This is a genomic window from Burkholderia cepacia ATCC 25416, assembly GCF_001411495.1.
Classification (GTDB): domain Bacteria; phylum Pseudomonadota; class Gammaproteobacteria; order Burkholderiales; family Burkholderiaceae; genus Burkholderia; species Burkholderia cepacia.
In genome coordinates this window covers 1,909,894-1,926,385 of the sequence record NZ_CP012982.1, presented here as the reverse complement: position 1 = coordinate 1,926,385, position 16,492 = coordinate 1,909,894, and the positions used below count along the sequence as shown (strand labels likewise).

At 65.7% G+C, this 16,492-nt stretch carries 14 protein-coding genes; 6 read left to right on the top strand and 8 right to left on the bottom strand.

The annotated features are described in order from the left end of the window. Window positions 1–12 precede the first annotated feature (12 nt). Window positions 13–1,377, bottom strand: a complete 1,365-nt coding sequence (locus APZ15_RS25940) for a M23 family metallopeptidase (protein ID WP_027790008.1) — start codon at window positions 1,375–1,377, stop codon at window positions 13–15. Between the two features lie 340 nt (window positions 1,378–1,717). Between APZ15_RS25940 and APZ15_RS25935 the strand changes: the two genes are divergently transcribed. After that, a complete protein-coding gene (locus APZ15_RS25935; RefSeq protein ID WP_027790009.1) occupies window positions 1,718–2,587 on the top strand; it encodes a mechanosensitive ion channel family protein in 870 nt (289 codons plus the stop codon). A gap of 80 nt (window positions 2,588–2,667) precedes the next feature. Here APZ15_RS25935 and APZ15_RS25930 read toward each other — a convergent pair whose 3' ends face one another. Both APZ15_RS25930 and APZ15_RS25925 read right to left on the bottom strand, forming a co-directional pair. Continuing rightward, window positions 2,668–3,810, bottom strand: a complete 1,143-nt coding sequence (locus APZ15_RS25930) for a branched-chain amino acid ABC transporter substrate-binding protein (RefSeq protein ID WP_027790010.1) — start codon at window positions 3,808–3,810, stop codon at window positions 2,668–2,670. A 69-nt stretch (window positions 3,811–3,879) separates the two neighbouring features. After that, the gene (locus tag APZ15_RS25925; RefSeq protein ID WP_027790011.1) at window positions 3,880–4,917 is read right to left on the bottom strand and encodes a histone deacetylase family protein; all 1,038 of its coding nucleotides are present in this window, start codon (window positions 4,915–4,917) and stop codon (window positions 3,880–3,882) included. Window positions 4,918–5,032: 115 nt separating this feature from the next. Between APZ15_RS25925 and APZ15_RS25920 the strand changes: the two genes are divergently transcribed. The 3 genes from APZ15_RS25920 to mqo all read left to right on the top strand — a co-directional run bounded on the left by APZ15_RS25920 (window position 5,033) and on the right by mqo (window position 8,058). Next, window positions 5,033–5,521 carry an Lrp/AsnC family transcriptional regulator gene (locus APZ15_RS25920; protein ID WP_027790012.1) on the top strand — a complete coding sequence of 163 codons (489 nt, stop codon included), beginning with the start codon at window positions 5,033–5,035 and terminating at the stop codon, window positions 5,519–5,521. A 65-nt stretch (window positions 5,522–5,586) separates the two neighbouring features. Beyond that, complete coding sequence (locus APZ15_RS25915; RefSeq protein WP_027790013.1) at window positions 5,587–5,874, top strand: hypothetical protein; 288 nt, start codon at window positions 5,587–5,589, stop codon at window positions 5,872–5,874. Between the two features lie 522 nt (window positions 5,875–6,396). Next, window positions 6,397–8,058 carry a malate dehydrogenase (quinone) gene (gene mqo, locus APZ15_RS25910; RefSeq protein ID WP_172535130.1) on the top strand — a complete coding sequence of 554 codons (1,662 nt, stop codon included), beginning with the start codon at window positions 6,397–6,399 and terminating at the stop codon, window positions 8,056–8,058. A 31-nt stretch (window positions 8,059–8,089) separates the two neighbouring features. On the opposite strand, the gene APZ15_RS41175 is transcribed toward mqo, so the two are convergent. The 5 genes from APZ15_RS41175 to APZ15_RS25890 all read right to left on the bottom strand — a co-directional run bounded on the left by APZ15_RS41175 (window position 8,090) and on the right by APZ15_RS25890 (window position 14,035). Continuing rightward, complete coding sequence (locus tag APZ15_RS41175; protein ID WP_138143408.1) at window positions 8,090–8,350, bottom strand: hypothetical protein; 261 nt, start codon at window positions 8,348–8,350, stop codon at window positions 8,090–8,092. 223 nt (window positions 8,351–8,573) lie between these two features. After that, window positions 8,574–8,831: a PAAR domain-containing protein gene (locus tag APZ15_RS39860; protein ID WP_059696203.1), complete on the bottom strand. Its 258-nt coding sequence runs from the start codon at window positions 8,829–8,831 to the stop codon at window positions 8,574–8,576. Window positions 8,832–8,878: 47 nt separating this feature from the next. Further along, window positions 8,879–10,954, bottom strand: coding sequence for a T6SS effector BTH_I2691 family protein (locus APZ15_RS25900; RefSeq protein WP_226153308.1), 2,076 nt, complete (start codon window positions 10,952–10,954; stop codon window positions 8,879–8,881). After that, on the bottom strand, window positions 10,947–11,897 hold the full coding sequence (locus APZ15_RS25895) for a DUF4123 domain-containing protein (RefSeq protein WP_049096497.1): 951 nt from the start codon (window positions 11,895–11,897) through the stop codon (window positions 10,947–10,949). Before APZ15_RS25895 ends, APZ15_RS25900 begins: the two co-directional genes overlap by 8 nt. After that, on the bottom strand, window positions 11,894–14,035 hold the full coding sequence (locus APZ15_RS25890; protein ID WP_081040831.1) for a type VI secretion system Vgr family protein: 2,142 nt from the start codon (window positions 14,033–14,035) through the stop codon (window positions 11,894–11,896). Before APZ15_RS25890 ends, APZ15_RS25895 begins: the two co-directional genes overlap by 4 nt. Window positions 14,036–14,866: 831 nt before the next feature. Between APZ15_RS25890 and APZ15_RS25885 the strand changes: the two genes are divergently transcribed. Both APZ15_RS25885 and dbpA read left to right on the top strand, forming a co-directional pair. Further along, entirely contained in the window at window positions 14,867–15,064 is a 198-nt protein-coding gene (locus APZ15_RS25885) for a hypothetical protein (RefSeq protein WP_027790018.1), read from the top strand. Continuing rightward, the gene (gene dbpA / locus APZ15_RS25880) at window positions 15,061–16,458 is read left to right on the top strand and encodes an ATP-dependent RNA helicase DbpA (RefSeq protein ID WP_027790019.1); all 1,398 of its coding nucleotides are present in this window, start codon (window positions 15,061–15,063) and stop codon (window positions 16,456–16,458) included. Before APZ15_RS25885 ends, dbpA begins: the two co-directional genes overlap by 4 nt. Window positions 16,459–16,492 lie beyond the last annotated feature (34 nt).

Here is a 16,492-nt window from a genome sequence, read left to right as displayed (position 1 = left end):
AAGTCCGCGGGGTCAACCATCGTGCGACGGGGAAAGCGTCGACATCGCGACCGACCGCAGCCAGTCGGCAGACGCGAGCTGCGTGCGCGCACCGAGCGCCACCTGATTGAACGCCACGCGCCGCTCGCCCTTCAGCTTCGCCGCGTCGCCCGCCTGTACCAGCGCGACCGGGTCGACGAGACGGTCATGCCTGCGCACCTCGAAATGCAGATGCGGCCCCGTGGCCGTCCCCGTGCTGCCGACCGCGCCGACACGCTGGCCGCGCGCGACCCGCATGCCGGTTCGCAGCGTCGGCTCGAACGCCGACAGGTGCGCGTAGTACGACGCATAGCCGCCTTCATGGCGAATCACCACGTACTTGCCATAGCCGCTCGGCTCGGTGCCGATGAACGTCACGACCCCACGTTCCGACGCATGAACCGCGCGCCCGGCCGGTGCCGCGAGATCGACGCCGGAATGCACATGACGCGCGCCGGTCACCGGATGCACGCGCGCCCCGAAATGCGAGCTGATCCGCGTTGCGTTGACCGGCATCGCAAACCGCGAACCGGCGAGCGGCACGCCGTCGAAGTCGTAATAGCCACCCGACGCACCGTCAGCGGGCGCAAACCACACGCCCGCGACGTACTGGCCGCGAAAGCGAAGCTCGAGCGCCGTCACGCGCGTGCCGCCCGGCTGCATCGCGCTGTCGTCGGGTTCGTATGCGACGCGGAAGGTGTCGCCGAGTGCGCCATGCTGTTTCAGGTCGATGCGCCCGGCGAGCATGCGGACGACCTGCTCGGCAACGCCGGCCGGCAGATCGGCGCGCGCCAGCGACGCCCGCAGGCTGCCGACGATCGCGCCGCCACGCGCGCCGCGCTCGGCCTCTTCGAGCACGAACGGTTCAGCGGCGGCGAGATCGACGGGACGCCGTTCGTACGCGGCCCGTTCACCCATCGCGGGCAACGCCGATGCAAGACCGTAATCGAACCTCGACGCGTACGCGCGTTCGACCGCACCGCGCGCCGCATCGCACAGCACGCGGTAGGCCACACATGCACCGAAGCGCGCAACGGCGCCATCGCGTTCATGCACGCTCGGCACGGTCGACGCAGGCGACGCGTAGGCAACGTCGAGCGGTGCTGCCGACGATGCATGCAAGCCGCCCCACGTCGTTCGCGCGGCATCGAAAAAGGGCACGTCGACAAGGTCGGCCGTCACGGGCGAAAACGGCGCGGTGTCGTGGGACACATGCGCCGACGCACCCGGTGAACCCGCCACACAGGCGGCCGCGACGACACCGCGCAGCAGCGCGCGGCGCATCGGGAAACCGCAAGCACCGCGGAGCGCGGATAGACCTTGTTCGCGTGCGAGACGGAAACGCAGGTCTAACCGCATGACGTCGTCACTCGCTATCTGTCAATGAAAAATCGGGAAAGAACCGGGTATCGCGGAGGAACGATCGTCGCGACCCGGCAACGTGAAGACGAGTGTATCGGCGCGATCGAAGCAGCTGAATAGGACAAGTCTCAGTTACTGGAAAAGTCGCTTCGTACTAGATCGAAATCGCGATGTCGTGCACCGACGGCACGGCTGTGCGGCATTCGACCCCACCCATGCGTGCGAACCATCGTGCCGCAGGTACAGTCGAACGCTTCCGGCGCGTGAGCGCGAGCGTGCCCGACCACGGCACGTTCGCGTCGCATCGCGCACGGCTTCCTCAACCCGGAATCCCTTCATGTTTCTCGACCAACTACACCCGGAACGCTGGACGTTCCTGTGGAACGCACTGTCCACCCTCTCCATCAAGCTATGTGCCGGCCTGGCGCTGCTCGTCGTCGGCTGGTGGCTGTCGAAACGCATCGGCAACTGGCTGAACCGCCTGCTCTCGAACAAGGAGCGCGTCGACGACACGCTGCGGCCGATCCTCTGCGACGTGGCCGTGTGGGGCATCCGCATCGTCGCGATCGTCGGCGCGCTGTCGCAGCTCGGCATCGAAACCGCGAGCATCGTCGCGGTGCTCGGCGCCGCAGGCCTCGCGATCGGGCTCGCGCTTCAAGGCACGATGCAGAACATCGCGGCCGGCATCATGCTCCTGCTGCTGCGGCCGTTCAAGGTCGGCGACTATATCGACGGCGGCACGGGCGTCGCGGGCACCGTCGACGAGGTCGGTCTCTTCATGACGCGGCTGACGAAACCGGACGGCATCTGCGAGTACGTGCCGAACAGCGCGCTGTGGGGCAGCTCGATTCGCAACTACACGCGCAATCCGACGCGCCGTCTCGATCTCGAAGTGGAAGTATCGGTACACGACGACATCGACCGTGCGCTCGATGCGCTGCGCAAGCTGGCGCTCGCCGATCCCGACGTGCTCCGCGAGCCGGAACCGGACGTGATGGTGATGCGCTTCGACGACAGCACGGCGGTCGCGAACATGCGCGTGTGGACGCACACCGACAAGTTCTGGGCAATGCGCTGGCGCCTCGCGCGCCAGGTGCGCAAGGCGCTTGCCGATGCGGATTGCGTGCTGCCGATCCGCGCACGCGAGCTGCACATCGTGCACGACGCGGAGCGCCGCGCCGACAGTACGCGAGTGCGCGCGCTGTAAACGGCGAAGGCCGCGAAGCCTGTCCCGCTTCGCGGCCCCCGCGACATCAGACGCAACACCAACGCAACATCACCGCCGCGTCACATCTTCACGATATCGAGCAGCGCCTTCTTGCCGCTCTTGTACGTGAACACCGAGATCGCGCCGTGCTTCAGGTCGCCCTGCGGCGTGAAGCTCGTTTCGCCGATCACGCCGCGATAGTCGGTGGCCGGCATCGCGGCCAGCACCTTCGCCGGATCGGTCGAGTTCGCGCGTTTCATCGCGTCGACGATGATGTGGACGGCGTCGTACGAGAACGGCGCATACACCTGCATCGGCTGGTGGTAACGCGCTTCGTAGCGCTTCGCGAACGCCGCGCCGCCCGGCATCTTCTCGAGCGCGATGCCGGCTTCGGAGCACACGACGTTGTCGGAGGCCGGGCCCGCGAGCTTCGGCAGGTCGGTCGAGCACACGCCGTCGCCGGCGAGGATCTTCGCCCGCATGCCGAGCTGGCGCGCCTGCTTCGCGAGCGGGCCGCCCGTCGCGTCCATGCCGCCGTACATGATCGCGTCCGGGTTCGCGCCCTTGATCTTCGTGAGGATCGCGCGGAAGTCGATCGCCTTGTCGTTGGTCGCGTCGCGCGACACGACCTTCATGCCGGCCGCCTTCGCGGCTTTCTCGAACTCGGTCGCGAGGCCCTGCCCGTACGCGGTCGAATCGTCGACCACGGCCACCGTCCTGATGCCCATGTTCTTCGCCGCATACATCGCGAGCGCGGGCCCCTGCTGCGCGTCGGTCGCGACGACGCGATAGGTCGTCTTGAAGCCCTGCTGCGTGTAGGTCGGGTTGGTCGCGGCCTGCGAGATCTGCACGACGCCGCCGTCGCGATAGACGCGCGACGCCGGAATCGACGTGCCCGAGTTGTGATGGCCGACGACCCCGATCACCTTGTCGTCGACGAGCCGCTGCGCGACCTGCGTCGCGGTACGCGGATCGCCCGCGTCGTCCTGCGCGTCGAGCTGCAGCGTGACCTTCTTGCCGCCGATCACGAGCCCCTTCGCATTGATTTCCTCGACCGCGAGCCGCGCGCCGTTCTCGCTGTCCTTGCCGAGATGCGCGATCGCGCCGGTCAGCGGCGCGACGTGGCCGATGCGCACGATCTCGTCCGCGTGCGCGGGCCATGCGGCCAGCGCGCACGTCAATGCGGCCGCGGTGGCGAGTGCCGTCTTGTGATGCCGGTTCATGCCTGTCTCCTCCTTTGTCGCACTTCGTTCGTGTTCGGATTCGTCGTTCGTCGAAGGCCGCGCATGCGCTCACGCGCGCCCTTCGAATCCCAGCAGTACGTTCACCGCGTTGATGCCGATCTCGTCGACCATGTAGCCGCCTTCCATCACGAACAGCGTCGGCAGGTTCAGGCGCGCGAGCGCCGCGCCGATGCGCAGGTAGTCGGGCGAGCGCAGCCGGAAATGGCTGATCGGGTCGTGCTCGAAGGTATCGACGCCGAGCGAGACGACGAGCGCGTCGGGCGCATGCGCGGCGATCACGGTTGCCGCCTGGTCGAGCGCCGCCGAATAGGTGTCCCACAGCGTGCCCTTCGGCAGCGGCAGGTTCAGGTTGTAGCCTTCGCCCGCGCCGATGCCGCGCTCCTCCGCGTAGCCGGAGAAGTACGGGTACGACACCGGCGCCTCGCCGTGGATCGATGCGAACAGCACGTCCGCACGGTCGTAGAAGATGTCCTGCGTGCCGTTGCCGTGGTGGAAATCGACGTCGAGCACCGCGACGCGCGCGGCGCCCTGCGCGATGCAGTGCTGCGCGGCGATCGCCGCGTTGTTCAGGTAGCAATAGCCGCCCATGTACTCGCGGCCCGCGTGATGGCCGGGCGGGCGGCACAGCGCGAACGCCGCGCGCGCCGCGCCGCTCGACAGCAGGTCGGCGCCGGTGAGCGCCGAGTTCGCGCTCGCGCTCACGGCGTCCCACGTGCCGGCGTTGATCGGCGCGCCGGCGTCCATCGCGTAGAAGCCGAGCTTGCCGTCGATGAACGCGGGCGGCGTCGCGGCGGCCGGCATCGCGCGCACCGGCCACACGAGCGGCAGCGCCTGGCAGGTGCGGCCCGTCGCGGCCCACTCGTCCCACGCGCCGGCGAGGAAATCGACGTAGCGCGCGCTGTGCGCGGCCGCGTAGTGCGCGCGGTCGAACGGTTTCGGCGCGATGACGTCGCCAAGTCCTGCGGCACGCACCTGCGCGAGCACCGTCTCGGCGCGAAGGGGGTTTTCGAACGAATCGGTGATCGCGCCGTCCTTCAGTTCGACGCCGCGATGCAATTGGTGATCGCTGCTGTAGACCGTGAGCATGGTTGACTGTTGCGGTGAGGGTGGCAACAGTTTATTGACCGCAGGCGGCAATAACTTTGCTTTCGACGCGCGCCTTTCGTACAATTTTGCGAAAACCGCCTACGGAATCCCGAAAATGAGCAAAATTCGCGCTTCGGTCGAACTGGATGGCGTGGACCGCGCCATGCTGCGCCTGCTGCAGGACGACGGCGCGCTGTCGAACGCGACGCTCGGCGAGAAGCTGTCGCTGAGCGTCACGCCCTGCTGGCGCCGCCGCAAGCGGCTCGAGGACGAAGGCGTCATCACCGGCTACCAGGCGAATCTCGACCGGCGCGCGCTCGGCATGAACGTGTTCGCGTTCGTGCAGGTGACGTTCAACATGCATTCCGACGAGGATTCCGATCACTTCGAGGAGGTGATGCGACGGCACGACGAAGTGACGTCGTGCCACAAGATCACCGGCGCGGCCGACTACATCCTGCAGGTCGTCGCGGCCGATCTCGATGCGTACGCCGAATTCGTCGAGCGCGTGCTGCGCAAGCAGGCCGGGGTCTCGTCGATCCAGTCGAGCCTCGCGTTGCGCGAAGTGAAGTTCTCGTCGCGCGTGCCGGTACCGGGCGCCTGAACGACGCGGCGAACGCAGGGGCCGTCAGCCGATTCTCCGAATACTCATCCCATGGAGCACCACCCATGAAGCGTTTCGTCCCTTCCCTGTCGCTGGCCGCCACGCTGGCCTGCGCGTTCGCATTGAGCGCCTGTGCCGCACCATCCACGACGCCGGCCCAATCGTCGGCGCCGCCCGCCCCGCCGATGGTCGGCAGCGATCGCGACGCGCATGGCTGCATCGGTTCAGCCGGTTATTCGTGGTGCGAAACGACCCAACGATGCGAGCGCCCGTGGGAACTCGCGAAGCAGAAGGGCTTCGCGAATTCGGCGCAAGCGTACGACCAGTTCTGCCGGAACGGTGCCGCCAAGTAAAGTGACGTGACGTCGCGCGATCGTGTCGCGGCACGCTGCCGCGACACGACGAGACACGAGCAAGACGCTCCCGAAAACCCCTCGCGATCCCGCGCAGTTATCCACACGTTTCCCGGTTCCGCCGACCGTCATTCCGGAAACCCGGACACGCAAAAAACCCCACGAAAACAACGGTATTTTTCGTTTGTGACACAGCAAACGAGTTCGGTTACATTACGCGCCCCTTGCCACCCCGCCCCCCGCAAAACGCGTCGCGCGCGGCCTCTTTCCACGCAGCCTGAAGCGCCTTCCGCCAAGGCTTGCCGCAAGGGCCCGGGCGCGTCGTGCGCCACTGTGACGCAGGCGCTTGCCTGCCCGCGAAAAGCCGATCCGAAGGTGTCCTTCCCGACGGTTTCGCGTGCGCAAATGCAACGCGGCGCGGCGTCGATCCGGAATTCCGGATTCGCGATCCGGATCTCCGGATCCGCGTTTCACCGCGGTCGACACGCGCGCCGGGCGGCTTGGCAAACCGATGCATCCAAGTTGAAAAAGGGATCTGCTGTGATCAAAACGTTACGGGTAATACTGTCGGCGCTCGCGCTGTGCGTCGCCGCGTCGTCCGCGCACGCCGCCGATACGAAGAAGGTCGACGTCCTGCTGGTGGGCGGCGGCATCATGAGCTCGACGCTCGGCGTCTGGCTGCACGAGCTCCAGCCTGACTGGTCGATGACGATGGTCGAGCGCCTCGACGGCGTTGCGCTGGAAAGCTCGAACGGCTGGAACAACGCCGGCACCGGCCACTCGGCGCTCGCCGAACTCAACTACACGCCGGAGAAGGCGGACGGCAAGGTCGACATCTCGAAGGCCATCGAGATCAACGAGTCGTTCCAGATCTCGCGCCAGTTCTGGGCGTGGCAGGTCAAGCAGGGCGTGCTGAAGAACCCGCACTCGTTCATCAACTCGACGCCGCACATGAGCTTCGTGTGGGGCGACGACAACGTGCGCTTCCTGAAGAAGCGCTACGAGGCGCTGCAGGCCAGCCCGCTGTTCCGCGGCATGCAGTATTCGGAGGACTACGACCAGATCAAGCAGTGGGTGCCGCTGATGATGGAAGGCCGCGACCGCAACCAGAAGGTCGCGGCGACGTGGACGCCGATCGGCACCGACGTGAACTTCGGCGAGATCACGCGCCAGTTCGTCGGCTACCTGAAGACGCAGCCGAACTTCACGCTGTCGCTGTCGAGCGAAGTGCGCGAGATCACGCGCAATGCCGACGGCACGTGGCACGTGACGTGGGTCAAGCTGCACTCGGATGAACCGGCGCAGTCGGTCGACGCGAAGTTCGTGTTCATCGGCGCGGGCGGCGGTGCGCTGCACCTGCTGCAGGCGTCGGGCATCCCCGAGGCGAAGGACTACGGCGCGTTCCCGGTCGGCGGCTCGTTCCTCGTGACCGACAACCCCGAGGTCGTGAAGCAGCATCTCGCGAAGGCGTACGGCAAGGCGTCGGTCGGCTCGCCGCCGATGTCGGTGCCGCACCTCGACACGCGGATCATCGACGGCAAGAAGATCATCCTGTTCGGGCCGTTCGCGACGTTCTCGACCAAGTTCCTGAAGAACGGTTCGTACTTCGACCTGCTCAAGAGCACCAACACGCACAACGTCGCGCCGATGATGCGCGTGGGCGTCGACGAATTCCCGCTGGTCCAGTACCTCGCCGGCCAGCTGATGCTGTCGGACGACGACCGCTTCAACGCGCTGAAGGAATATTTCCCGAACGCGAAGAAGGAAGACTGGCGCCTGTGGCAGGCCGGCCAGCGCGTGCAGATCATCAAGCGCGACCCGGTGAAGGGTGGCGTGCTGAAGCTCGGCACCGAGATCGTCAGCTCGCAGGACGGCAGCATCGCTGGCCTGCTCGGCGCGTCGCCGGGCGCGTCGACGGCCGCGCCGATCATGCTGAACCTGATGAAGAAGGTGTTCAAGGACAAGGTCGCGACGCCCGAGTGGCAGCAGAAGATCCGCCAGATCGTGCCGAGCTACGGCACGAAGCTGAACGACAGCCCGGCGAAGGTCGTCGAGGAATGGACCTACACGAGCGACGTGCTGCAACTGGCGCCGCCGCCGAAGATCGACATGGCGACGCCGTCGCAGGCAACGGGCACGGCCCCGGCACGCCCCGCGAAGGCGTCGGCCGACATGGCGCTCTGATGCGCTGAGCGGCAACGCGCGATTTGAACGGCTATCCGCGAGGATGGCCGTTTTTACGTGCGCGGGCCGCGCCTCCTGCATGGCGGTCCTTGCCGCAGGACTCAAGGACGTTGACGAACGTGACCGACTCAGGCTCGATCAGTGCGAGGAAGGCTTCGCACTGCGGCGGCCCCCGCCAGCCGTCGCAGATGTCCCAAACAGACTGCTGGCTGGTAGCGAACAGAAGGTCGAGATAGGTGCCGTCTGGCAGCGTCACCAGATGACGCGACAGGAATCCCGGTTGATGCCGCAAGTTGCAGGTATCCGAATACGCCAATTTCCACGAAATGCATGGTATGCGAGATCGTGTCGTGGATCTGCACGGCTTCTTGGCGTATAACCTGGCGCAGGTCATCGATTTGCACACGGCGGATCGCCGGGACATTCCCACTCATGTTGCCTGACTCCGAGACGAGTACCTGCCCGCCATCGGGACCTTCGAACAGATAACTTCCGACTGATTTCAACAGCCGCTGTCACTCCACCTGCCATCCTGCTTCGCCCTCGACCAGAGTGCCGCCATGGCTCGTGGTGTCGCCTTCGCGCGCCACCGGCTGGCCTTCGATCTCCGCGCCGGACGAGCCGGTTTGAATCACCGCGCCACAACTGATGCGGTCGCCCACGCGCGCTACGGCTCGACCGTTGATGGCGGCGGACTCGGCGCCGCCGATGACGACACCTTCACCGTGGATAGGACAGCTGTGTCGGTGGCCGACGAGTACGATAGGTCGCATATCAAGCTCCTTATGGTTTGGACTACTTTTGAATATCCTGACGCTTACTAGCTAACAGGCGAAGACCACCGAAGATGCCGATCGCCAAGGCCGGTAACGAGGCCATGGCGAGCTTCATGGTCACGACGGTAATGGTGAGACCGACGCAACTGACCACGATCAGCGCGCCGAGCACCTTTGCTAGCCACGTGCCCTGGAAATGGCTCTGCTTGATCGGCACCGTCGGGTGGTGCGACCGCCACGTCGCCATGGCTGGCCCAAGCGCCGCCCGGAAGTCCTTGTAGCCGGGTGTCTTGCGGTTCCCGAGCAACGCGAGCGTTGGCTGTTCCCGGCGCGTGAGTCGGATCAGTCCGTCCAAGGTATACGCGGTGATCGGTGAGCGACTTCGTGTTGGTGACGCCGTAGCGTGCGCTTAGCAGACCCAAGGCCTTCTCTGCATTGGCTTCGGCAGCGGCGGCGAGCACCTGCTGACGCAGGTTGCGGCTGGCGTCCCAGCGGGTCTTGCCCTGCAGGCGCTTGAGCGTCACGGTGGTCACCGCTTCGGCGGTGAGATCGGTGATGCCAGCGGCGGCCGGGAAGCGCCCGGCCAGACCCTCGATGACGCCATCGGCAGCGCCCAGCAGCACGCCCACCGCATCGGCCTTCTGCTTGAACGGGTTGTATGGGGCGAGCGCGAGATAGAGCGGACTGTCGTGCTGGTCCAGCCAGGCGCTCAACCGTTGGAAGCGCGCATCCTCGTCGTCCGTACCCGGCAGGGCCTGGCTCATGGGATGGAGCATCAAGGCCAGGGTCATTTCGAGGCCCCGGGCGGACGACTGCTCATCGCGGTCATAGGTGGCCAGGGCGGCAGCCAGACTGGTGGGCTCGTTGCGATGGCGGGATTCGGCGGTGGCCAGCCATTGGTCGTGGTCGGTGCAAGCCAGGAGCGCGGTGCGCAGGTGGGTGCGTAGTTGCGCTTCGCGTTGATCGCGTTCGGCCAGGAACTGGTGGTATTTGGCGGTATCGATGCGATCACCCAGGCGGTTGCCGATGGGCGACACCCCCTTGTCGGTGAGTACCTGGTAACGCAGCTCGGAGGGCGTCGCCCGGCGCTTGCCCCCCACTTGCTTGGTTCGATGCTCCTCGCGCAGCTTGACCAAGACTTCCGTCTTGGGCTGGTTGGCGGGGTACATGCTTTGCAACGTTTGCTCCAGCACCGCGGCAACGAGGTTCTTGTGGTGGTAGTCCTTGCTCTGGGCGCTGAGTTTTTCCACATCCATGCGGAAGCAAGCGGGCACGCTGGGCGCTTGGGGCTGGTCCTTGCCTTGGCCCGCGGCAGCCTGACCCTGCTGCGTCGGCAGAATGTCGCGCAGTTGATGCTGATAGGCGGCAACCGACAGGCCGAGATCCAGGCTGATGCCTTCGGCGTCGTTGAGCACGACCACCACGGGCACGCGCGGCTGGGTGAAGCGATAGTGCTGGCCCTGGGCCAGGAAGGTGCTGACGGGCAAGTCGTCCTTGCTGGCGTGGCTGCTCCAGTTCAGGGCGATGCGCTGGCTCTTGGGCTTGCAGTCTTCAACCCACTTGCTCAGGGCACTGGCGGGCAGCACGTGCGGCTGGCTGGACGGGGCCTTTTCACCGGAGGTCAGCTCGGCCATGTCGAGCCGGCGCATATGGCGCTGGCGCATGGCCGGGTCGGACGTGATCCTGGTGGTCATGGCGTTGGTCCACAGGTGCGGGCTGTAGCCGATCCAGACCTCTTTGGCCTTGTCCTGGCAGGTGTCGGCCCACACCCAACCCATGCTGTTTCCGGTTTTGTAACGATCCTTGCGGTGGTACTGCTCGAGGCTGCCGTACTTGAGTTCCTTGTAGCGCCCTTCACCGTCGTATTCGTGGATGACCAGCTGTTCGCCCTTCGTTCCTTTCATGAACACGTAGACGTAGCCCGGCCGCAGGGCGCGCAGGGTGTAGGCCGAGCGCTTGAGCGGCTTGAAGCCCTTTTCCAATTTGAAGCCGGCGTCGGCATATCGGTAGAACGGTGCCTTGTCGTCGCGCGGCACGATGGCATAGCGAATCGGCAGGATGGGCACGCGCGAACTGCACGAAGGAGCCGAGGACGAACCGCCGGCCGTGGGCTTAGTCATGGGAGGACTCCTTGGTGTTCGCCAAGGCGGCGAGCTGGCGCACCCGCGCCTGCGGAGATTCAGTGAGGTCGTTGAGGATGGCGACAGCTTCCCTGTCTTCGAGCAACCAGGGATGACGAGCCACCAAGTCGACGTAGCGTCTCGCCTCGTCGTCGTCGCTGATGTAGAGCTGGGCAGCGACCTGCAACAGTTGGGCGACCCACTGCCGGATGTCATCGAGGGAGCGACGCGCGTGCTGCGGCAGTGCCTGGACTTCGTAGCTGCGGCTGAGCAGGAAGTGCTCGCTGGTGTTGGCGTCGAAGCGGGTCCATTCGTGTGGCCGCAAGGTGAACGGCGCGGCGTTGTCGTCACGGCTGGGCGTGGCTGTGCGATCCAGGCGCATCCACGCCTTTACCGGCCCCCAGTGGGTACGCCAAAGCAGGCTGGTCATGGGACCGAGCCATACGTTGCGCTGATCCTCGTCGAGGGCATCGAGCCATGCGGCGAGGTGGTGAGGCTGGATGTCGAGATGCGCCTGGCTCTCGTCCGGCAAGGCAATCTGCACGAGGCTGCTGAGATGGGTGGCGAGCGTGTCCAGGTCAGCGTCGGCGCCGATGACGACGGCACCTCCGATGGGCACCCATTCCGCCAGCGCGTGCTGCATCAGGGCATGCTGCGCGGTGGCGTCCACCAACAGGGGGCCTTGGTCGTAGATATCGTCGAGCGGGCCGTGCTGCCAGAGCCAGGCGCGATGCGGAAACGGGTCCCACTCCTGGACCAGATCCAGTACCCCGGGCGCGTAGGCGGGCTGCCACTCCCCTTGCTGCGGGGGTGGGCGGTAGACCCAGTTCTGCAAGGGCACGGTCATCAGCAGAAGATGGCGGAAGGGGCTGTCGGGTAGCGCGTCTACAGGAAGGTCCAGGCGCTGCCATGTGAGCAGCGGCGACGCCGGTGTATTGATCATTTCGCTCGCCCCCCCAGGCAGGTGCAATCAGCGAGCGGACATGTGCCATCCGGACGGCGGCCGCACCGCCGATCGAGCGGCTTGCCGGAGGCCGGTGCGCCCGTGATGGCGAAGGGATTGCTCGTTCCCCCGCTCTGCTGGGTCATCGGCCCCTTCGTACGAATCGCCACGCCTTCCAGCGTGATGCCGCCGCCATCGATGCGCACAGTGCCGCCCGGGCCTTTGACTTCTAGGACTTCAGCAGCATGGATTTCATAGACCTTGGTGCGATGCCGAATGGCCTGTCCCGCCTCCAGCTCGGCACGCCCCTGCACGCGCTGCGTCAGATGTCCGCCGATATCTGCCGTGTGGTTAGCCGCCGTCTTGTCGCGACGATGGTTGCCGACTTCCTCGGTACGGTCCTTGCCCGTGTGGATCGTGTGGTTGCGGCCGATGGTCAAGAAGTCGTCCTGGCCGATATCGTGGCGACGGTCCTGGCCGATGGTGACCTGCTCGTCGCGCCCAACGGTCTCTTTGCGATCGTTACCGATGGCGATGGTTTCGTCGTGCTCGACCTGTTCGTTGCGGTCGTTGCCGACGAAGGTGGTTTCGTCGTGATTGACGTGGATGTTCTGGTCCTTCTGCGCGTGGACGTAGATTTCCTCTTGATCCTTCTCGTCCTCGAAGCGCAGTTCGTTGTAGCCCTCGCCCTTGTGCGTCTGGCTCTTGATCGTCATCCGCGTCTTGTGCCGCGGCAGCTCGTACGGCGGCAACTGCAGCCGGTTGTACGCCCGCCCGATGATGAGAGGCTGGTCCGGATCGCCATCCAGGTTGACCACGATCACTTCCTGCCCGATACGCGGGATCGCCATGTGGCCCCAGGTCGCGCCGGCCCAGTTCTGCGCGACCTGGATCCAGCACGAGCTGTGCTCGTCGTGCTTGCCTTCGCGATCCCACGGGAACTGCACCTTTACCCGGCCGTACTCGTCCGTGTAAATCTCTTCGCCTTCGGGGCCGACCACGGTCGCCGGCTGCGGGCCGTCGATGCGCGGGCGCGGCAGCGGCTCGGCGCGCCACTCGGCATCGTCGGGCACCAGCACCGCGTCGTAGCGGTAGTGCGTGCCCTGCTGCGCGTCAGCGCCCTCCTCCGCCTGGCTGGTGGTCTGCACGCCGTGATGCACGATGCTCACCGGGCGCCAGCCGCGGTTCATGTCCTCGCGCGGGTGGCCGGTGAGGTCGAACGCGATGCCGGGTTGCAGGCGCGCATCATCGCCGGTAACCCGCGCGACTCGCGCATCGCGACGGTGACCACGCAGGCGGTCCTGCGTGAAGGCCTTGCCGCTGGCTTCATGCTTGTAGCGGCCCGGGTAGTCGTAGCGCGCGTAGCCGCGACCCTGGTGATCGAGGTCGGTGCCTTCGCGCGGGTACTCGTGCGGATAGCGTGGACTCTTGAACGTGTAGTCGCGCTGCACCTGACGCGCGGTACGCACGTTCTCCGTATAGGCGAAGGTGCGCAGGCATGGCTGCGGCTGGTCGCCGCCGGGCGTGGGGTTGTAGATCACCGGCTCGCCCTGCTGACGACCGAAGATAAACAGCCGATCGCAGTGGATCAACCGATGACCGTCGGCGCGGTGCTGAAAGGCGTAGAAGAAGCCATCCTCGCGCAAGATACGTTCGATGAAATCGTAGTCGGTGTCGCCTGCCTGCACGCAATACTCGCGCGCCAGATGCTCGTTGGTGACACGCTGCTCGTAGTCCAGCGTTTGATGGTGTGCCTTGAGCACGGCCGTGGCGATCTCGGGCACGCTCAAAGTCTGGAAGATGCGCCAGTCGGAGGACAGCTTCAGACGCGCCAAACGCGGCTCGACCACCGCGGAATAGCGAGTACGTCGAAAGCCCGTGTCACGCTGAACAAACGACGAGATGGCGCCATGCACGTAACGCACCGGCTGCCCGCCCTGCCAAATCGTGAGCAACCCGTTGCGATCGAGCACCTCGCCAAAGTCGATGGCGGGATTCGCGCTCGCCAGTTCCACCTGCAACAGGAAGGTTTCGGATAAACCTTCGTGCAGCGTGAATTCAACGACTTCGAACAATTCGTCGCCGGCGGTGAAGGTGAAGCGCAGGGCGGATTGGGTGAAGCGCAGGTCGGATTGCATGGGTATCGTGAGCTCTCTGCCACAACAAACCTATCGCGTCTTGCGTCGCCCGATAGGCGGTGGCGAATGAATGGCAAACGTACAAGCCCGCGCGGAACTTTCGCCGAACCGGCCGTCGCAGACGGACATCCATGAACTTCCTACCTTGACAGGCTGTACAACTGCCCTGGTCAGCGGCATTGGAAGACAGAAGCGCGATCCTCCAGCCGGTGACTCGCATCAGTGATGCAACGTAGTCTCTCAGGAGAGTCGATGGTGTATGACAGCGCATGCTGGACGTCCGGCAGCGATAGTTATCTATTGCCACACTCCCGTCTATGGGACAAATCCGAAAACAGTTGCATTCGAAACTAAACCACGGCCGGTCGAATGAAAGGTCACAGACAAAGAACGGTGCCGAGACAAGTATCTGAACGGATTCGAGCAGAAGCGCCGCAAGATCGCCAATTTCGTACCGCTGGTCAATGCGAATCCAGCATCGGTCTCCGCCGAAAACCAATGCCGGTACCCAGTGCATGCTGTTCTCGATGCGCCAACGCGCTCGCCGGCCTACGCAACTCGCGCTGCGCCGGAACGCAGGTTCGACACGTAGTAACGCCGCACCCCGTCGCGAAACTGCCTGCGCCACCACGTATCCGCTAGAATTGCGCCACGCGCGTTCCTGTCCTGTGATCGCGCCCCGATCCATCATCCACCCCGACGAACCATCACGCGAACGGCTGCACCGCGCCCCGCCCTTTCGCGCGGACGCCGCGCGCCACGACCGCGCAATACCGGCGCCCTTACCCGACATGCCGGGGCGCCCAACCGAATTCAGCTGGAGAAAAATCCGTGTTTACCTGCCGAAACCAGAGCTGCGGCACGCAGTGGGAACAGTCCGACGTCGTCATCAAGGACGAAGGCCAGGGGCTGCTGTTCCGCTGCCCGCTGTGCGGCGCCCGCAACTACCTCGAGCGCTTCGAGGACGATGAAGGCAACGTCGTCTACGAACAGATGGAAGGCAAGCCTTACCTCGGAGACCTCCAATGACCCAGCCGACCGCCACGCCCTTCAGCGCGCTGCCGCTGACGCCGGCCACGCTCGCCAACCTCGCCCAGCTCGGTTATGTCGACATGACGCCGATCCAGGCCGCGAGCCTGCCGGTCGCGCTGGCCGGCCAGGACCTGATCGCGCAGGCGAAGACGGGCAGCGGCAAGACCGCCGCGTTCTCGCTTGCGCTGCTGGCCCGCCTCGACGCGCGCCGCTTCGACGTGCAGGCGATGATCCTGTGCCCGACGCGCGAACTCGCCGACCAGGTCGCGCAGGAAGTGCGCCGCCTCGCGCGCGCCGAGGAGAACGTGAAGGTGCTGACGCTCTGCGGCGGCACGCCGATGCGCCCGCAGGCGCAGAGCCTCGAGCACGGCGCGCACATCGTCGTCGGCACGCCGGGCCGCATCATGGATCACCTCGATCGCGGCAACCTGAAGCTCGACGCGCTGAACACGCTGGTGCTCGACGAAGCCGACCGGATGCTCGACATGGGCTTCTTCGACGACATCGCGAAGGTCGCGCGGATGTGCCCGACCACGCGCCAGACGCTGCTGTTCTCCGCGACCTATCCGGACGGCATCGTCAAGCTGAGCCAGCAGTTCCTGCGCAATCCGAAGGAAGTGAAGCTCGAGGAGCGTCACGACAACAGCAAGATCCGCCAGCGTTTCTATGAAGTGACGGAGAACGAGCGTCTGCATGCGGTCGGCCAGTTGCTGAACCATTACCGGCCGGTGAGCACGATCGCGTTCTGCAACACGAAGCAGCAGTGCCGCGACCTGCTCGACGTGCTGCACGCACAGGGCTTCCACGCGCTCGCGCTGCACGGCGAGCTCGACCAGCGCGAGCGCGACCAGGTGCTGATCCAGTTCGCGAACCGCAGCTGCTCGGTGCTGGTGGCGACCGACGTCGCGGCGCGCGGGCTCGACATCGCGCAGCTCGAAGCCGTGATCAACGTCGACGTGACGCCCGATCCCGAAGTGCACGTGCACCGCATCGGCCGGACGGGTCGCGCGGATCAGGACGGTTGGGCGCTGAGCCTCGCGAGCATGGACGAGATGGGCCGCGTCGGTGCGATCGAGCAGGCGCAGAAGCGTGACGTCGAATGGCATCCGCTCGCGGAACTGAAGCCGGCCGACGACGGCGTGCTGACGCCGCCGATGGAAACGCTGCAGATCCTCGGCGGACGCAAGGACAAGATCCGCCCGGGCGATGTGCTCGGCGCGCTGACCGGCGACGCCGGGTTCGACGGCAAGCAGATCGGCAAGATCAACGTCACCGAGTTCTCGACCTATGTCGCAATCGAGCGCGGCGTCGCGCGCGACGCGCTCCGCAAGCTCAATGCGGGGAAGATCAAGGGCAAGCGGGTCAAGGTCCGGTTGATGGACGAGGAGTGACGGGAAGCGGCGCGGACGGTTCCGCCGTTGCGCG

Excerpts from the sequence above, each read along its gene's own strand:
- APZ15_RS25940 (WP_027790008.1), bottom strand. The coding sequence starts at position 1,377 with ATGCGGTTAGACCTGCGTTTCCGTCTCGCACGCGAACAAGGTCTATCC.
- APZ15_RS25935 (WP_027790009.1), top strand. The coding sequence starts at position 1,718 with ATGTTTCTCGACCAACTACACCCGGAACGCTGGACGTTCCTGTGGAAC.
- APZ15_RS25930 (WP_027790010.1), bottom strand. The coding sequence starts at position 3,810 with ATGAACCGGCATCACAAGACGGCACTCGCCACCGCGGCCGCATTGACG.
- APZ15_RS25925 (WP_027790011.1), bottom strand. The coding sequence starts at position 4,917 with ATGCTCACGGTCTACAGCAGCGATCACCAATTGCATCGCGGCGTCGAA.
- APZ15_RS25920 (WP_027790012.1), top strand. The coding sequence starts at position 5,033 with ATGAGCAAAATTCGCGCTTCGGTCGAACTGGATGGCGTGGACCGCGCC.
- APZ15_RS25915 (WP_027790013.1), top strand. The coding sequence starts at position 5,587 with ATGAAGCGTTTCGTCCCTTCCCTGTCGCTGGCCGCCACGCTGGCCTGC.
- APZ15_RS39860 (WP_059696203.1), bottom strand. The coding sequence starts at position 8,831 with ATGCGACCTATCGTACTCGTCGGCCACCGACACAGCTGTCCTATCCAC.
- APZ15_RS25900 (WP_226153308.1), bottom strand. The coding sequence starts at position 10,954 with ATGACTAAGCCCACGGCCGGCGGTTCGTCCTCGGCTCCTTCGTGCAGT.
- APZ15_RS25895 (WP_049096497.1), bottom strand. The coding sequence starts at position 11,897 with ATGATCAATACACCGGCGTCGCCGCTGCTCACATGGCAGCGCCTGGAC.
- APZ15_RS25890 (WP_081040831.1), bottom strand. The coding sequence starts at position 14,035 with ATGCAATCCGACCTGCGCTTCACCCAATCCGCCCTGCGCTTCACCTTC.
- dbpA (WP_027790019.1), top strand. The coding sequence starts at position 15,061 with ATGACCCAGCCGACCGCCACGCCCTTCAGCGCGCTGCCGCTGACGCCG.